Annotated in this window: 17 protein-coding genes; 4 read left to right on the plus strand and 13 right to left on the minus strand. The window is 39.7% G+C overall.

What is annotated here, in order from left to right; translation table 11 throughout:
* Positions 1–112: 112 nt before the first annotated feature.
* The 3 genes from AJGP001_RS16580 (at position 113) to AJGP001_RS17665 (ending at position 4,771) form a co-directional block, all read left to right on the plus strand.
* A complete protein-coding gene (locus AJGP001_RS16580; RefSeq protein WP_071152867.1) occupies positions 113–295 on the plus strand; it encodes a hypothetical protein in 183 nt (60 codons plus the stop codon).
* Positions 296–1,161: 866 nt separating this feature from the next.
* Entirely contained in the window at positions 1,162–3,168 is a 2,007-nt protein-coding gene (locus AJGP001_RS16585) for a sensor domain-containing protein (RefSeq protein WP_078080782.1), read from the plus strand.
* 94 nt (positions 3,169–3,262) lie between these two features.
* A complete protein-coding gene (locus AJGP001_RS17665; RefSeq protein WP_143039486.1) occupies positions 3,263–4,771 on the plus strand; it encodes a GGDEF domain-containing protein in 1,509 nt (502 codons plus the stop codon).
* Between the two features lie 109 nt (positions 4,772–4,880).
* On the opposite strand, the gene panB is transcribed toward AJGP001_RS17665, so the two are convergent.
* From panB to AJGP001_RS16625, 6 genes are all read right to left on the minus strand, one after another.
* Entirely contained in the window at positions 4,881–5,717 is an 837-nt protein-coding gene (panB, locus tag AJGP001_RS16600; protein ID WP_071152868.1) for a 3-methyl-2-oxobutanoate hydroxymethyltransferase, read from the minus strand.
* 217 nt (positions 5,718–5,934) lie between these two features.
* The gene (locus tag AJGP001_RS16605) at positions 5,935–6,468 is read right to left on the minus strand and encodes a GNAT family N-acetyltransferase (RefSeq protein WP_078080783.1); all 534 of its coding nucleotides are present in this window, start codon (positions 6,466–6,468) and stop codon (positions 5,935–5,937) included.
* A gap of 29 nt (positions 6,469–6,497) precedes the next feature.
* Positions 6,498–6,848, minus strand: a complete 351-nt coding sequence (locus AJGP001_RS16610; protein ID WP_078080784.1) for a DUF6176 family protein — start codon at positions 6,846–6,848, stop codon at positions 6,498–6,500.
* Positions 6,849–7,331, minus strand: a complete 483-nt coding sequence (locus tag AJGP001_RS16615) for a GNAT family N-acetyltransferase (RefSeq protein WP_071152869.1) — start codon at positions 7,329–7,331, stop codon at positions 6,849–6,851.
* Positions 7,328–8,107, minus strand: coding sequence for an alpha/beta hydrolase (locus AJGP001_RS16620; RefSeq protein ID WP_071152870.1), 780 nt, complete (start codon positions 8,105–8,107; stop codon positions 7,328–7,330). Before AJGP001_RS16620 ends, AJGP001_RS16615 begins: the two co-directional genes overlap by 4 nt.
* A 9-nt stretch (positions 8,108–8,116) precedes the next feature.
* Positions 8,117–8,803 carry a Type 1 glutamine amidotransferase-like domain-containing protein gene (locus AJGP001_RS16625; RefSeq protein ID WP_071152871.1) on the minus strand — a complete coding sequence of 229 codons (687 nt, stop codon included), beginning with the start codon at positions 8,801–8,803 and terminating at the stop codon, positions 8,117–8,119.
* Between the two features lie 84 nt (positions 8,804–8,887).
* Between AJGP001_RS16625 and AJGP001_RS16630 the strand changes: the two genes are divergently transcribed.
* Positions 8,888–9,664 (plus strand): nucleotidyltransferase domain-containing protein, encoded by a 777-nt coding sequence (locus AJGP001_RS16630; protein WP_071152872.1) that lies wholly within the window; start codon positions 8,888–8,890, stop codon positions 9,662–9,664.
* 16 nt (positions 9,665–9,680) lie between these two features.
* Here AJGP001_RS16630 and AJGP001_RS16635 read toward each other — a convergent pair whose 3' ends face one another.
* From AJGP001_RS16635 to AJGP001_RS16660, 7 genes are all read right to left on the minus strand, one after another.
* On the minus strand, positions 9,681–10,226 hold the full coding sequence (locus AJGP001_RS16635) for a GNAT family N-acetyltransferase (RefSeq protein ID WP_071152873.1): 546 nt from the start codon (positions 10,224–10,226) through the stop codon (positions 9,681–9,683).
* A 36-nt stretch (positions 10,227–10,262) separates the two neighbouring features.
* On the minus strand, positions 10,263–10,802 hold the full coding sequence (locus tag AJGP001_RS16640; RefSeq protein ID WP_071152874.1) for a GNAT family N-acetyltransferase: 540 nt from the start codon (positions 10,800–10,802) through the stop codon (positions 10,263–10,265).
* A 156-nt stretch (positions 10,803–10,958) separates the two neighbouring features.
* Entirely contained in the window at positions 10,959–11,261 is a 303-nt protein-coding gene (locus AJGP001_RS16645) for a GNAT family N-acetyltransferase (protein WP_342743341.1), read from the minus strand.
* Positions 11,254–11,406 (minus strand): hypothetical protein, encoded by a 153-nt coding sequence (locus AJGP001_RS17575; protein WP_169793174.1) that lies wholly within the window; start codon positions 11,404–11,406, stop codon positions 11,254–11,256. The genes AJGP001_RS16645 and AJGP001_RS17575 overlap by 8 nt, the downstream gene beginning before the upstream one ends.
* A 31-nt stretch (positions 11,407–11,437) precedes the next feature.
* Positions 11,438–11,905 (minus strand): DUF4181 domain-containing protein, encoded by a 468-nt coding sequence (locus tag AJGP001_RS16650; RefSeq protein WP_071152875.1) that lies wholly within the window; start codon positions 11,903–11,905, stop codon positions 11,438–11,440.
* A gap of 242 nt (positions 11,906–12,147) precedes the next feature.
* Positions 12,148–12,579, minus strand: a complete 432-nt coding sequence (locus tag AJGP001_RS16655; protein ID WP_078080785.1) for a DUF4181 domain-containing protein — start codon at positions 12,577–12,579, stop codon at positions 12,148–12,150.
* On the minus strand, positions 12,569–14,239 hold the full coding sequence (locus tag AJGP001_RS16660) for an FAD-binding dehydrogenase (protein WP_078080786.1): 1,671 nt from the start codon (positions 14,237–14,239) through the stop codon (positions 12,569–12,571). Before AJGP001_RS16660 ends, AJGP001_RS16655 begins: the two co-directional genes overlap by 11 nt.
* Between the last annotated feature and the right edge of the window lie 138 nt (positions 14,240–14,377).

Genomic DNA, 14,377 nt, shown 5'->3' on the forward strand with positions numbered 1-14,377 from the left:
TTAAAAATAGAAGTTACCATACTACTATTTTAAAAACAGAAAATTTTTATTGAGGATTTGGAAATTTACCTCGCAACTTTGAAAAACGTATACGGATTTTGGAGTTGTGACATTGGCTTACCCTCTTCTGAAAGTAGATGGTGTTTCTAGCTATTTTAAGGAATTTATTCTCCAATCAAAACCAACCGAGAAAAAGATGGTACAAAAAGACTTTGTTCGTAAAGAGATTAAAATCCGAGCAATGATGTTCGACCCAACTAGTGGCTGCCGCAGACTAACGAACCTATTTCAATAAAATGGAACTCAAGCTCATGGCAGCCAAAGACTCTGAATTTAATAATAGCGCAACATTTAAATCTCCAGCCGTTTGAACAATGACTCCCAATACCCGATAAACCTACTAAAGAGCTTGTTCAAAATTCAATTGCTTTCTCTTTTTAAATGATAAGCAGCTAATGCAACTGGTATACGTTCTGTATAAGGCAAGCTAGCGCAAAAGCTAAATTAATTAAGTAGAATCCCACCACCTTATGAAGGTGATGGGATTCTACTGTTTAGCTATTCTTTTCTTCTATTCTACTGTCCTTTTTACATTCAATTGGTAAAATAAAAAATAATTATTTATTCTTACTATACAATTTATTTACCGATAAAATCTTAGGTTCAAAATACCTATATTATATTATACATTAAGGATATATAATTCATTTTAATCCATTTAAATAAGCATTTGTGTCTAAAAATTATTAAAAAATAAATACTTATTAAGTATAAATCCCAATTAATTAGATGTTTCATATTAACCGAGTCACCAAAAAAGCATTTTTTTCTTTTGATGTATGTACATTTTTAAAATGGATTATATGTAAAAAGATATAAAAACTCTCATTATATAAGTTGAGAGATCATTGCCTATTTTGAGGAGTATATAGAATAAGGGTTGGAGATTACATTTCTCCAATTTTTTTATCGTGCTTCAAATCCTTGGACACTGAATATCATCGTTTTACTAGCGGATGAATATCGATTTATTAGTAATGATTATGTAAAAGATAACATCCAGTTTTAATAAAGATGGACTATCTTCGATAATTGTCAGTTAAGCAGCCATAAATAACAACGTACTTAAAATACAGTGAAGATAGATAGGAATGACTGAGTATGCAAAACATTGAACAACAAATTCAAGAGTTAGATGAAACGCAAGTAGATTTTGTTCTAGTTTTGAACACAGAAGGATTCGTTGCTCATTCTAGCCAAAATTGGAGAGTGTATTGTCAGAGTCGTCAACTGCCAACCGCTCTTTGGAAAGACGGAGGGAACTACTTCAAATGTCTGGAAGAAATGAAGAAATTCAACGTGGTTCAATCTATGAAAGATATATTGATGGGAAACGAAAAGGAAGTAATTCAGCTATCACTTTTCTACGACCCAAAAACCATAGAATACCTGTCTGTAAAATATCAATCTTTTTCACTCGACAATAATTCAAAAGGAATCATCCTTTATAAACAGCAGGTGACCAATGTGTCCTCATTAAGTTGTCTGAAGGCAGAAGTTGTTCTCGAGAATATGGCAGAAGCTTTTTTCCTTCTCGACAACCAAATGAGGTTCCACTTTTTAAATTCCGAATCGGAAAAAATTCTTCAGCGTAAAAAACAAGAACTGATTGGTCGAAGTATTTGGAGTTGCTTCCCAAAAGCTGTTGGAACTAAATTTTATTCGACTTATATTCGGGCAATGCAGGATCGAGTACCCTTACAATTTGAAGAATACTATGCTCCCCTGGATACTAGGTTTAGTGTCAAAGTTACACCAGTTTCTGATGGAGGACTCGCTGTTTATTATCAAAAAGTTCATAAGGAAGAGACATTGGAAGCAAAACTTCTAAAGGTTCCCTCAACCGATTATTTAACGGGCTGGTTAACGCGGGTAAAATTTGAAGAAAGTATTGAACAAATTCTGCAAAAAGAACTCCCTTTTTCTCTCATCTATATTAATCTAGATAATTTTAAGCATATTAATACACTCTATAATCACAAAACTGGAGACCAAGTTATTAAAAAAATCGTCGAAAAAGTCGAAAACTTGTTGTCTCCTCAAGATTTAGCTGGTCGACTTGACGGCGACGAACTCATTCTTCTCCATTTGCATCAACCAAAAGAAGAAATCGAAGAATTCCCGCAAAAAATACGGAACATCTTCCCTAATTCTATGGTATTGGAAAACGCTAAGTCGATCACAGTAAACGCGAGCATTGGAGTTTCTTCCTATCCTCAAGATTCTTACGGTGCCGAAGAACTCATCGCGTATGCTGAGACAGCGATGCGAAAAGCTAAAGAGCAAAATGGTTCTTCCTACTCCCATTTTCATTCGGGGATGGGAATTGATTTAGCCCGGCGATTTTTGATTGAAGAAAGTCTGGCAGGAAATCTCCAAGAAATTGGCTATCATTTTGTTTTACAACCACAAATTAATTGTGCAACTGGGGATCTCACCGGCGTTGAAGTGCTGTCGCGCTGGAATCACCCAACGCTCGGTCCTATTTCTCCTATTGAATTCATTGGCATCGCTGAAGAGACAGGAACTATATCACGTTTAACAAATCATCTGCTAGAGGAAGTTTTTACTTTTATAAATGAAGAGAAAAAGCACAGTAACAGTTTCCCTAAAACCGCTATTAATGTGACCTCATCGCTACTCACAAGCCAAACTTTCTTTCATGATTTATTTCTCATGATGGAAAAAAATCAGATTCCAGCTGATCAGATTGAACTCGAAATCACAGAGAGTGTAGAACTGACCGGTTCGGAACTGACGCTAACTAACTTAATGACTTGCAGATCAAAAGGAATTTCAATTGCTTTGGATGATTTTGGTACCGGTTTTTCTATGCTAGCCTATTTGGTAGATTACCCCATCGATAAAATTAAGTTAGATAAATCGTTTATCAGCAAAATTGGTCAAGATGCCCGATCTGAAGCAGTTCTCAAATCACTGATCCAGTTTGTCAAAGGGATTGATTGTCAATTGTTAGCTGAAGGTGTTGAAACACCCGCAGAAGCTTTATTCCTACAAGAAAATGGTTGTCCTATTCATCAAGGTTATCTTCACGATAAGCCTTTGTCACCTGAAGCTTTCAGCAAAAAATATTTGAATATTTCATAGTAGAGACAAAAAAGCAGTATGAACTTATGAGGATTACCCATAATTCTTAGAAGTTTAGATATCCCACCATAAAAAAATTGGAGTGTAGTGTGCTATGGGCAATAACCTTTACTTACCAAACAAAGAAAGTCTAGCCGAGCTGATTAATGCAAAGAAAGAATTGATCTTTCAAAGCAAAGAAAAAGCCGATCGGGCTGCTGAATTAGTCATTGCGAATCAAGAGCTCGTTTTTCAAAATGAGGAAAAAGACAAACGTGCGGCTGAGTTGATCATCGCAAATAAAGAACTAGTCTTTCAAAACGAAGAGAAAGATAAACGGGCGGCCGAGTTAGTCATTGCGAACAAAGAACTAGCCTTTCAACATGAAGAAAAAGACAAACGCGCGGCTGAGCTAGTCATTGCGAATAAGGAACTGGCTTTTCAAACTGAAGAAAAAGCAAAGCGGGCGGCCGAATTAGTCATCGCAAACAAAGAACTGGTCTTTCAAACTGCTGAAAAAGCTGATCGGGCGGCTGAATTGGTCATCGCGAATAAAGAGCTAGTCTTTCAAAATGAAGAAAAAGATAGACGAGCGGCCGAGTTGATCATTGCGAATCAAGAGCTGGTTTTTCAAAATGAAGAAAAAGACAAACGCGCCGCTGAATTGGTCATCGCGAATAAGGAACTGGCTTTTCAACATGAAGAAAAAGACAAACGCGCCGCTGAGCTAGTCATCGCAGACAAAGAACTGGCCTTTCAAACTGCTGAAAAAGCTGACCGGGCGGCCGAGTTGGTTATCGCAAACAAAGAACTTGTTTTTCAAACTGAAGAAAAAATAGACCGGGCAGCAGAACTCGTCATTGCCAACAAAGAGTTGATCTTCCAAACTGAAGAAAAAGCTGACCGGGCGGCAGAACTCGTCATTGCCAACAAAGAGCTAATCTTCCAAACTGAAGAAAAAGCTGACCGGGCAGCAGAACTCGTCATTGCCAACAAAAAAATTATTTTTCAAACCGAAGAAAAAGCTGACCGGGCAGCAGAGTTAATTATTGCAAATCAAGAGCTGATCTTTCAAAACGAAGAGAAAGATAAACGAGCCGCTGAATTAACTATTGCCAACAAAGAACTGGTCTTTCAAAATGAAGAAATTTTATATCTTAGCTATAATGATCAATTAACAGGTTTGTATAATAGAAGATTTTACGAGGAAGAAATAGAAAGAATGGATACAGCAAAAAATCTACCTTTGACTATTATAATTGGAGATGTAAATGGTTTAAAACTGATCAATGATTCGTTTGGACATTCCATGGGCGATGTCTTATTGAAAAAATCTGCCGAAGTAATCAAACAAGGCTGTCGAGCAAATGATGTTATTTGCAGAATCGGTGGCGATGAGTTTGTTATTCTGTTACCTAACACAGACTCTTCTGAAGCAGAGTTGATTATTGAACGCATTAATGAGTTGTCGGGGCTAGAAAAGGTAGGTTCACTTGTCGTTTCTGTTTCCTTTGGTCATGAAACGAAGAAGAACAAGAATTATGAAATTAAAGAAGTATTTAAACGAGCAGATAAACATATGTATAGTAATAAGCTTTTGAGAGGCAACACCTATAAAATATAGAAGATTTTATTCCAAAAGGTAAATCCTCTTTCTTATAGGCCTATAATACAGTAGTTTAAAGAGAGAAACCCCACTATCTTTTTCAAGATGGCGGGGTTTTCTTGTTTACCTATTCTTTTCCTCCATACAACTGGTGGAGTTCTTCTTCCCTCATCGTAAAGCGGTGTTCCTCCGCAGGAAATGTGTTTGATTTCACCTCATTGACGTACTGAATCAAGCCGTTTTTCATGATCTCACCTGTTTCTGCATAAGACCGTACAAATTTCGGCAAATGGTGCGATCCGTATTTCAAGGTGTCGTGATAAACCAAAACTTGGCCATCTGTTTCACTGCCTGCTCCAATGCCGATAACCGGGATGGTGAGAGCTGTGGTGACTTTGTCAGCTAATTGGTACGGAATACATTCCAGGACCAGCATACACGCTCCTGCTGCTTCACAAGCTTGTGCATCCTCAATTAGCTTTTGTGCCGCATCTGCAGTTTTGCCTTGCACTTTATAACCGCCTAGAACACCTGCTGACTGAGGCAACAATCCGAGATGCGCAACAACCGGAATGCCGGCACGTGTTAATAATTGTATGGCGTCAACTACCTCATCTGCACCTTCTACTTTTACCGCTTCCGCTCCAGTCTCCTGAAAAATTTGAACAGCGTTATCCAGTATACGTTGTGCGCTTCCGTGAAACGAAGCAAATGGCATGTCTACCACTAAAAATGTGTCGGGAGCTCCGCGACGAGCTGCTTTGCCGTGATGAATCATGTCATCTACGGTTACTTTTACAGTAGAATCATATCCAAGAACGACCATTCCTAAAGAATCGCCGACTAAAATGACATCAATTCCGGCTTCTTCAGCAAGCTTGGCTGACGGGTAATCATAGGCGGTCAGCATGGCGATTTTTTCGTTTTGTGTTTTCATTTTGATGAGTGATGCGGTATTCTTCATTTTTTTCTCTCCTTTTGGGAGGAAAACCAAAAATAAAGCCCATCTTTCCAATTTTGGACAGACGGGCAGAAAGTTTATTGTAGGTTTTCTCCGTCCCTGTCGATTTAAGATCAAGGCAGAACTATGCAGTTGTTGAGCAATTTTGAGGGGTGCAGTTCAACAAGGATACTGCCCTTCATGTCACTATAGCAGAAGTTGCGTTAGGGGAACACGAATACTAGCTCATGTATTCAGTTTTGAGAATACTGTAGAGCAGAGAATCGCGCCAGCCTTTTTTCATTCGTAAGTTTTGGCGAAGCAGTCCTTCTTTTACCATTCCTGATTTTTCTAGAACGTTTTGCGACCCACTGTTTTGAAGATCACAACTAGCTGAAATTCTGTTGAGTTCTTTGTTTCTAAACCCAAATTCGAGTAATAATAATGTGACTTCTGCCGCAATTCCCCTTCTCCAAAAATTCGGATGAAGAATATAACCGATTTCACCTGACTGGTTCATGTTATCTATTGCAGAAAGCTCTCCCGCTCCAATCACTTCGTTTGTTTGTTTCCATACCACTGCAAAAGTAAAACTCGTACGAGGGTTTGTTACCTGTTGCTCTAACACATCTACTAGATATTGTTGCGTTTCTTTTTCTGTATTAGGTCCCCATGGTTGGTATTGAGTAACTATTTCCTGTGAGGCATAGGCATGTACAGCTTTCCAATCCTCTTTAATAAACTCTCGCAAATAGAAGCGGTTTGTTTCAAGCATTACTTGTCTCTCCTCTAATTCCACTTTTATCAATTCATTACAGACCTTACTTTTTTCTGGATCATGACAAGCTTTGCTTCTAAGTCAACTGGCGAGTAAGTTGAATCGATGCAGTCGTTCCAATATTCCATATGCTTTTGATCCACTTCATGACTTGAGTTTTCCAACTCTGCACCCCCTTCTCCTTGTACCGAGTACCAGTAAAGATAGGTGTTGCCATCAAGTGTTTCGCTAAAAATTGTTTCGATGAACATTTTTTCATCTTCAAGTGTGAGTAATACATTATCCATATGCTCTTCCAAAAATTCTATCCATTGCTCAACTACAACTTCCTTTCCCTGTTTCACTTTAAATCTTGAAAGCTCTGTAGTTAGTTTCATTTAGTCCGCATCCTTTGCTATTTTGTTAAAATAACCTAATGTCGCGTTAGAATTTAAGGATTGAGTTACTCCTGTTGATTGATATCCTAATTTTTCGTAAAACCTACAGTTTGCTTCTTCTTCTAAAATGGTCGCGAGCTCCCAAACATGCGCTTCTGCATGCCGTTCTTCAACTAGCTTCATTGCTTCTTTAGCAACACCGAGGCCTTGGAACTGTGGATCTACAAATATAGGACTAATCCAAAAACAGTTTTCTCCGCCGTACTTGACGCGTATTGCGCCTACCATTTTCTGTCCTTTTACGATTTTGTAGAAGAATGAGCCCGACATTGTGATTCGAGTGAGAACTTGTTCAAGTGTTTCGTTCGCAGGATTTGTCTGCATGTCTTGATATTTTACTAATAGTGGCATGAAAGACTCTTTTTGCATTGCTAAAATAGACGGGGCATCCGAAACTTCTGCTTTAATTAACTCTACTTTCATGAAAGCACCTCGTTTTGTAAAAAACTAAAAAGCTCTGGAACTCTTTTCTGAAAAGAAAGGTAGTTGTGTTTCTCCCCTTCTAATATGTTAAAAGTGACAACAGAACACTTTCTGTTCAACTTTTTTGCAATCCTCTGATTCGAAACCAAAAATTCATGGCTAGTGGTTGAATTACTCCCCGCTTCACTTGTACCGCAGTCCATATATAGTGAAGTTAGTACAGATAAGTCTGTTATATCTATCAACTCTTCGATTTTTTCTTGATTGGCATAAAATCCGGCTGAAAAAAGAATGATGTTTGTGAATATATGTGGATAAATACAAGCTGCGTATAAAGTAATCAACCCGCCAAGCGAAATTCCAGCCATTGCGGTTTGGCTTTGTTTTGTTCGATATGTTTTATCGATATAAGGTTTCAATTCTTCAACGATAAATTCTATATAGCTTGATCCACTGCCTCCAAAAGACACTGTTTTATCTTCTAGAAATGGCTTGCTATAAACCCCATTTTTCCACGGACAATACTCATTTTTTCGTTGCTCCCTCCTTTGATCTATCGCTACAACGATTATATCCAAGCTATTTTTGTCTACATAATTTTCTAATTCTAGTGATACGCCGCCAATAGCATGATCGTTTCGAAAAACATTTTGGCCATCGTGCATATACAATACAGGATACTGCTTATTAGTTAATCGGTAATCTTTAGGTATAGAAACTCGAATCATTCGATTGTCTTGTAACTTCTCTGATGTGATCGAAAAAATATCCATCATTGTTGCAGATCACTCCCCCAAATACTCAACCGCCAATTCTTCTTCTCCACCTTTAAACACACGGTACGCTTTGGCTGAGGGTCTTGAGCTGACTACCTTTTTAATTTTTTGGTCGATATAATGAACAGCCGCTCCGTCGTCTGCGGCGATGCCGGATTGCATTACCCCTTGGTTCATAAACTGACGATAGGTCGGTCTTCTTTCAGCTTCGCCGTCGTAATGCGGACAATGACTTCCTCGTAAAAAGCCGAGCGCCTCGAGCGGTTCGAGTTTGTCACCATACGAATCGGTAACACCCTGTTCGTACCAGCAAATTGAACCTGCGCTGAGTCCTGCAAGAATGACGCCTTGTTCCCAAGCCTTTTTCAAAATTTGATCCAGTCCCCACTCTTTCCACAGCACCAATAAGTTTTTCGTATTGCCGCCGCCTACATAAATAATGTCTTGCTGTAATACAAACGCTTCTAAGTTTCGTGTATGTGGTTTGAATAAAGACAAATGACTCGGCTCACAGTGTTGTTGATTGAAAAAATCATAAAATTTTTCAATATAGTTATCTGCATCTCCGCTTGCCGTTGGAATAAAACAGATTTTGGGTAGAGCTTTGTTTGCTTGTTTCAGTATGTAGTGATCGAGTAGTGGATTGTCCGGTTCCATGGAGAACCCACCACCGCCCATCGCAATAATTTGGCGCATATTTTAAATCCTCCTCTATAAAAAATTGGGATATTTATCCTTATATGATACAATTAAAAAATTCAGTTATTGGAGGAATCGATTATGCTCATTCAAGAAATTGCGGTACAACAAATTACGGCTAGTTTAATACAAAGTTCATATGTGCGGGCTGTTTTTCTGAAGGGATCGATGGGTAGGAACGAGCACGACGAGCATTCAGACATCGACCTGTATTGCCTGGTCGACCAAGAACAAGAATCGTTATTTTTGAAAGAGCGGCTGTCTCACCTTGAAGCGTATCGCCCTGTACTATTTCAAGATGACATCTTCGTCATTGCGCCACAGCTTATAGTAGTTTTTGATAATTTCCTGCATATCGATTTGTTTACGGTGACAGTAGAATCATTCACGGCAAAAGATTTTTTCAAAGTCGTTTACGATCCTGAAAATTTACTTGAACAATTCGTTGCGTCGCAAAGTCTTACGCTGAGTAAAGAGGAATACACCGACCATGTTATTGATGTTGCTTGGTTTTTATTCCAATACCGGAAAGCCGCTGCACGAGGAAATGAGATTTGGGCGGTAAAGATGCTGTCGCAAGTCCTCGAACATCTGTCCCGGGTTTTACTATATCGGTATACACCCGAACGCGCGCAACTTGGATTGAAAGCAATCAGTCGTTCACTGCCCAAAACTATTTTTGCAGAAGTCGAGAAAATGTCGACCTTAATGACGCCAGAAAATCACGCACAAGCCGCTTTAATTGTTCGATGTCTTTTAGCAAAAGAAATTGGCTGGATGCATCAGCACGTAACTGACCCTAATAAAATAATGCCCTTGATGCAAAAAATGATCACTGAACGAGTGGAAAGCACATAAAATGATGCTTTTAAAGCTAGCTAGATGACCATTCCGGTTTTAATAAAGAAAAGATCAACGCATCATGAGATTGGTTCCGTTGATACAAATAACCACGCAGTTTTCCTTCTACTGTAAAGCCTAGCTTTTGTAACAAACGATTAGATGATGTATTTTCGGGAAACGTTACAGCACCCATTCGGTATAAATCGAGTTCTGTAAAAGCATAATTTAGCACGCTGTGTATAGCTTCTTGCATGAATTGCTGACCCCAATAATCTGGATGTAATTCATAGCCAATCTCTGCTTTCTTTGCTTTTGGATTCAAGTTATTCAAACCGATTGTTCCGATAAACTGGTTTGTCTCTTTGAGGCGAATCGCCCAGCGTATGCTTCGGTTCACTTCAAAACTAAGACGGAATGAACGAATAACTTCTACAGCTTCTTCTTCGTAACTCAACGAATCCATTCCGTAATATTCGGTCACTTTGTCTCGCGACATGATGTCGAAAAATCGCACCGCATCGCTTTCTTCAACTTGGTTTAAACGCAGCCTTTTTGTTTCTAATAGAGGAAATGTCATCGCTCTGCTCCTTTTTGATTGCGTACTCGTATATTATTAAAAGTCTCTTGGGTTGATGATTGCGAGTATTTGATGGTCTTGCCATTTGCCGTTAATTTCAACATTTTTTGAAGCAATACCTTCTTGATGGAAACCTGCTTTTTCCAACACGCGAACTGAAGCATCATTTCCTGGCATAACGCCTGCTTCGATTCGGTGTAGCGCTAGTTTTTTGAAAGCATATGCCACGGTCAGTTCAATTGCTTCTGTCATATAGCCTCTACCGTTATAGGTTTTGTCTAGCGCATACCCTAGTATGGCGCTTTGCAACGGTCCTCTAATCACTTGCACTAAACTAATTGTTCCGACCAACACGTCGGTTTCATTCTCAAAAATTCCAAAGCTATACGATAAATCATCTTCTTTTTGATCGGCATAAATTTCAATAAGCTCTCGCTGCATTTCAAGCGTATAGAAATCTGAATAACGCGTAACCGAGTAGGCTTCAAAAAAGTTACGGTTTGCGACCTCTAGCTTTAGCTTTTCAGCAGCATCTCTCGGCTGAAAAAATCGGATATAAACCTGCTCACTTCTCATTAGGAAATCACTCCTTTAGATTTAAACGTTTCACGTGAAACAGTTTATTCTACTATCGTCTTACGAAAACCGTACAATGGCCGATAGCTCTGCGCTTTATAAAAACTACGTGAAGCGTCGCTAGCTAGTAATTCCAAACGAGTTTTCGGATATAGCTTATGAGCATAGCGCAGCATAGCGCAGCATCTTTTTTCCGATGCCTAATTTACGATGATCTTGGTTTACCAACAATTCACAAATATAGAGAGAAATGAAACCATCTGTTAATCCTCTTAAGCACCCAACGACTCGTCCATCGATTTCAGCAACCACAGCCACCGTAGAATTTGCCCAAGCCTGCTGTGTCTCTTGCTTCTTTTCAACGAGATTGTTCCATCCTTGCTGCTTGTTCAACTCATGAATCGTTCGGAAATCAACTTCGTTGTATTTCCGAATGAGCACATCTTTTTGTTTATTCATTGGATTTTTTCAGCAAAGCGATGATTTCTTCGTTTTGTTCTATCTGTCTTTCCGAATTACTGCGGATGATCCGAACCCACCTCAATGCCATCGCAGCAATAAAAACCGGCACTAATAACGCAAATACCGCGATAATGTCTCCCATATTTTTTCCTCCTTTATTATGACTACTAAGCTTAGATTCCTGGCGAAAAGATCAGCAACAACGTAATGATAATCCCGCTAGACATTCCTAATCCCAATAAGGTATACAGATAATCATTGGGATTCTCTGCATATTTTTTCTCAAATCCAACCTGGATAATTGTCGGTAAAAATGGTAAGGCTGCGACTGGTAACAAAAGAAACAAATTTATAGATGCATTCGTATTGAAAAGGATAAACGTTATGACTGTCAAAGCAATACCTGACCAGAGGCTAATGATTTTGTCCCACTTTTTGTGAAGATCGTTTACATAACTATCCGTAGACGATTTGTTTTTTTCTATTTTGAGAATTTTCTTTAGAACCTTGTCCACTAGGTAAATACTGGCTATGCTTCCACCTACGAAAAAGATAAACCGAAGCGCCACTTCACTTTCAGAAAGCTCACTCCCGACTACAGCTGCAAGATGGACTCCCGCTACAAACGCACTGAATTCCATTTAGATATCTCCTTCGAAGTTGAGTAATATTGTAATGTCTTTTATCGTATCACGAGCGTATGGAAAATTATAGATATTTTCTGATAATTCTTTTTATCTTGTCAGTAAAGGCTCATGTATGGGTGTATTTTTCTTACGCCTACACAAGCCCCCTAAAGCGTACTGAACGGTTTTATTCTAATATATTAAGGTACGACAAAAAAACACCCAGAACCTACTTTCAGCTACTGGGCGTATCTACCTTAGATATTAAACACCACCGAAAGGTAGTCTGGAAATAAACTCACCCCAAAAGTAATTAAAATAATGGTTCCAGTTACCGATTCCAATAGCGTATACAAATAGTCATTGGGATTTTCAGCATGTTTTTTTTCAAATCCTAAACGGACCAATAGCTGTATAATCCCCAACAGCACAGAAACCAGTAGAACATAAAAAAAGGCTGCTGGACCATAATTGATCGCTACAAGCGATATGATAAAGACTATTACTGCTGAGAGGCCATTCAATATCCGATCCCATTTTTTATGCACATCATTTACGCGAGTGTCTGAAAAAAATGCTTTTCTCTCCACTCCAAGAATTTTCCTTAACAACATGTTGACTAAAAAGATACTCGATACGACTCCAAGTAGGAAAAGGAAAATCCGCCATCCAACATCTTCAACAATCACTCTCAGCACCTCCTTCGCTCGCCACCGCTCTCCCCGCTACTCTCCCAGAAAACAGGCAGCTACCAAGAAAAGTTCCTTCTAATGAGCGATATCCATGGATACCCCCGCCACCAAATCCGGCAACTTCTCCTGCAGCATAGAGTCCAGGTACCGGTTGACCGGTATCACCGAGTACTCGTGCGGATAAATCCGTTTGCAGACCACCTAAAGTTTTGCGGCTCAAAATGTGTAAACGAACGGCAATAAGCGGTCCTTTTTTACGATCCAGTAATTTATGCGGTGCCGCTACTCGAATTAGACGGTCTCCCCGATAATTTCGAGCACCGCGCATCGCCGTAATTTGCAAATCCTTAGAGAATTTATTATCGAGCTGCGCATCTCGCGCGCTAATTTGCTGCTTGATTCGAGCAAAATCCAATAAGTTTTCCCCCGTTAATTTGTTCATACGAGCGACTAACTCTTCCAGTGTCTCTGCGACAACAAAATCTTCGCCTTTATCCATAAAAGCTTTTACCGGTGCTGTTGCTCCTGCGCGGACTCGAGACAAGACTTGAGGAATGCTTTTGCCGGTTAAGTCAGGATTTTGCTCAGATCCTGATAGCGCAAACTCTTTTTCAATAATTTTCTGCGTCAAAATAAACCACGAATAACTGTAGCCCGTTTTTTGGATAGTCTCAAGTGTTCCGAGCGTATCAAATCCTGGAAAATTAGGCGCAGAAAAGCGTTTACCTGTTGCATCAAACCACATCGAAGACGGACCTGGCAAAATTCGGATGCCGTGTTTGTTCCAAACCGGGTTCCAATTCTTAATGCCTTCAGTGTAATGCCACATCCGGTCACGTTTAACGATTCGCCCACCTGCTTTTTCGGTAATAGCCAGCATGCGTCCATCTACGTGCGCAGGCACTCCTGTGAGCATGGTTTCTGGTGCTATACCCAAACGACTTGGCCAATTTTTTCGAATCAATTCATGGTTGGCACCAATTCCGCCACTTGTGATAATGACCGCTTTTGCTTCACACCGAAAATTGCTGACAACGTTTCGTGAACTGGCTTCTCCACGCTTTACATCACTCGTCTCTAATAACGATCCTGTCACACCTGTTACTCGCCCACCTTTTATCATTAATTCATCCACTCGGTGCCGTGGCTGGTAATCGATTAACCCATTCTTGATATGTTCCCGAACACGTCTCTCAAATGGTGCGACAATTCCCGGTCCTGTTCCCCAAACGATATGAAAGCGCGGCACAGAATTGCCATGTCCTTCTGCTAAATAACCACCCCGTTCTGCCCATCCAACGACAGGAAAAAATTTGACGCCCATATCAGCAAGCCAGTTTCGTTTTTCATAGGTTGCAAAGTCTACGTAGGCTTCAGCCCATTTCTTGCCCCAATAATCTTCATCTTGCTCTTTATCAAAACCAGCTGCCCCAAGCCAGTCTTGCCAAGCCAACTCTTTTGAATCATTAATGCCCATTCTCCTTTGTTCCGGTGAGTCGACTAAAAACAGTCCGCCAAAAGACCACCACGCCTGTCCGCCAAAAGAAGCTGCTGGCTCCTGGTCTAGTAACAACACTTTTTTGCCAGCGTCTGCGATTTCCGCAGCCGCCACTAACCCTGCAAGCCCTGCTCCTACCACAATCGCACTTGGTTCCATTTAGACATCCCCTTTGATGTTCAATGAGTTTTTCGTTTTATCGTATCATGTACGTTTGGAAAATTATAGATATTTTTCATTATTTTCTGATAGTTCTATCTACTATGCAACTAAATTTGCTGGAACGTGCGTATCTTG

This window comes from Planococcus faecalis (assembly GCF_002009235.1).
GTDB classification, from domain to species: domain Bacteria; phylum Bacillota; class Bacilli; order Bacillales_A; family Planococcaceae; genus Planococcus; species Planococcus kocurii.

Excerpts from the sequence above, each read along its gene's own strand:
- AJGP001_RS16585 (WP_078080782.1), top strand. The coding sequence starts at position 1,162 with ATGCAAAACATTGAACAACAAATTCAAGAGTTAGATGAAACGCAAGTA.
- AJGP001_RS17665 (WP_143039486.1), top strand. The coding sequence starts at position 3,263 with ATGGGCAATAACCTTTACTTACCAAACAAAGAAAGTCTAGCCGAGCTG.
- panB (WP_071152868.1), bottom strand. The coding sequence starts at position 5,717 with ATGAAGAATACCGCATCACTCATCAAAATGAAAACACAAAACGAAAAA.
- AJGP001_RS16605 (WP_078080783.1), bottom strand. The coding sequence starts at position 6,468 with ATGCTTGAAACAAACCGCTTCTATTTGCGAGAGTTTATTAAAGAGGAT.
- AJGP001_RS16610 (WP_078080784.1), bottom strand. The coding sequence starts at position 6,848 with ATGAAACTAACTACAGAGCTTTCAAGATTTAAAGTGAAACAGGGAAAG.
- AJGP001_RS16615 (WP_071152869.1), bottom strand. The coding sequence starts at position 7,331 with ATGAAAGTAGAGTTAATTAAAGCAGAAGTTTCGGATGCCCCGTCTATT.
- AJGP001_RS16620 (WP_071152870.1), bottom strand. The coding sequence starts at position 8,107 with ATGATGGATATTTTTTCGATCACATCAGAGAAGTTACAAGACAATCGA.
- AJGP001_RS16625 (WP_071152871.1), bottom strand. The coding sequence starts at position 8,803 with ATGCGCCAAATTATTGCGATGGGCGGTGGTGGGTTCTCCATGGAACCG.
- AJGP001_RS16630 (WP_071152872.1), top strand. The coding sequence starts at position 8,888 with ATGCTCATTCAAGAAATTGCGGTACAACAAATTACGGCTAGTTTAATA.
- AJGP001_RS16635 (WP_071152873.1), bottom strand. The coding sequence starts at position 10,226 with ATGACATTTCCTCTATTAGAAACAAAAAGGCTGCGTTTAAACCAAGTT.
- AJGP001_RS16640 (WP_071152874.1), bottom strand. The coding sequence starts at position 10,802 with ATGAGAAGTGAGCAGGTTTATATCCGATTTTTTCAGCCGAGAGATGCT.
- AJGP001_RS16645 (WP_342743341.1), bottom strand. The coding sequence starts at position 11,261 with ATGAATAAACAAAAAGATGTGCTCATTCGGAAATACAACGAAGTTGAT.
- AJGP001_RS17575 (WP_169793174.1), bottom strand. The coding sequence starts at position 11,406 with ATGGGAGACATTATCGCGGTATTTGCGTTATTAGTGCCGGTTTTTATT.
- AJGP001_RS16650 (WP_071152875.1), bottom strand. The coding sequence starts at position 11,905 with ATGGAATTCAGTGCGTTTGTAGCGGGAGTCCATCTTGCAGCTGTAGTC.
- AJGP001_RS16660 (WP_078080786.1), bottom strand. The coding sequence starts at position 14,239 with ATGGAACCAAGTGCGATTGTGGTAGGAGCAGGGCTTGCAGGGTTAGTG.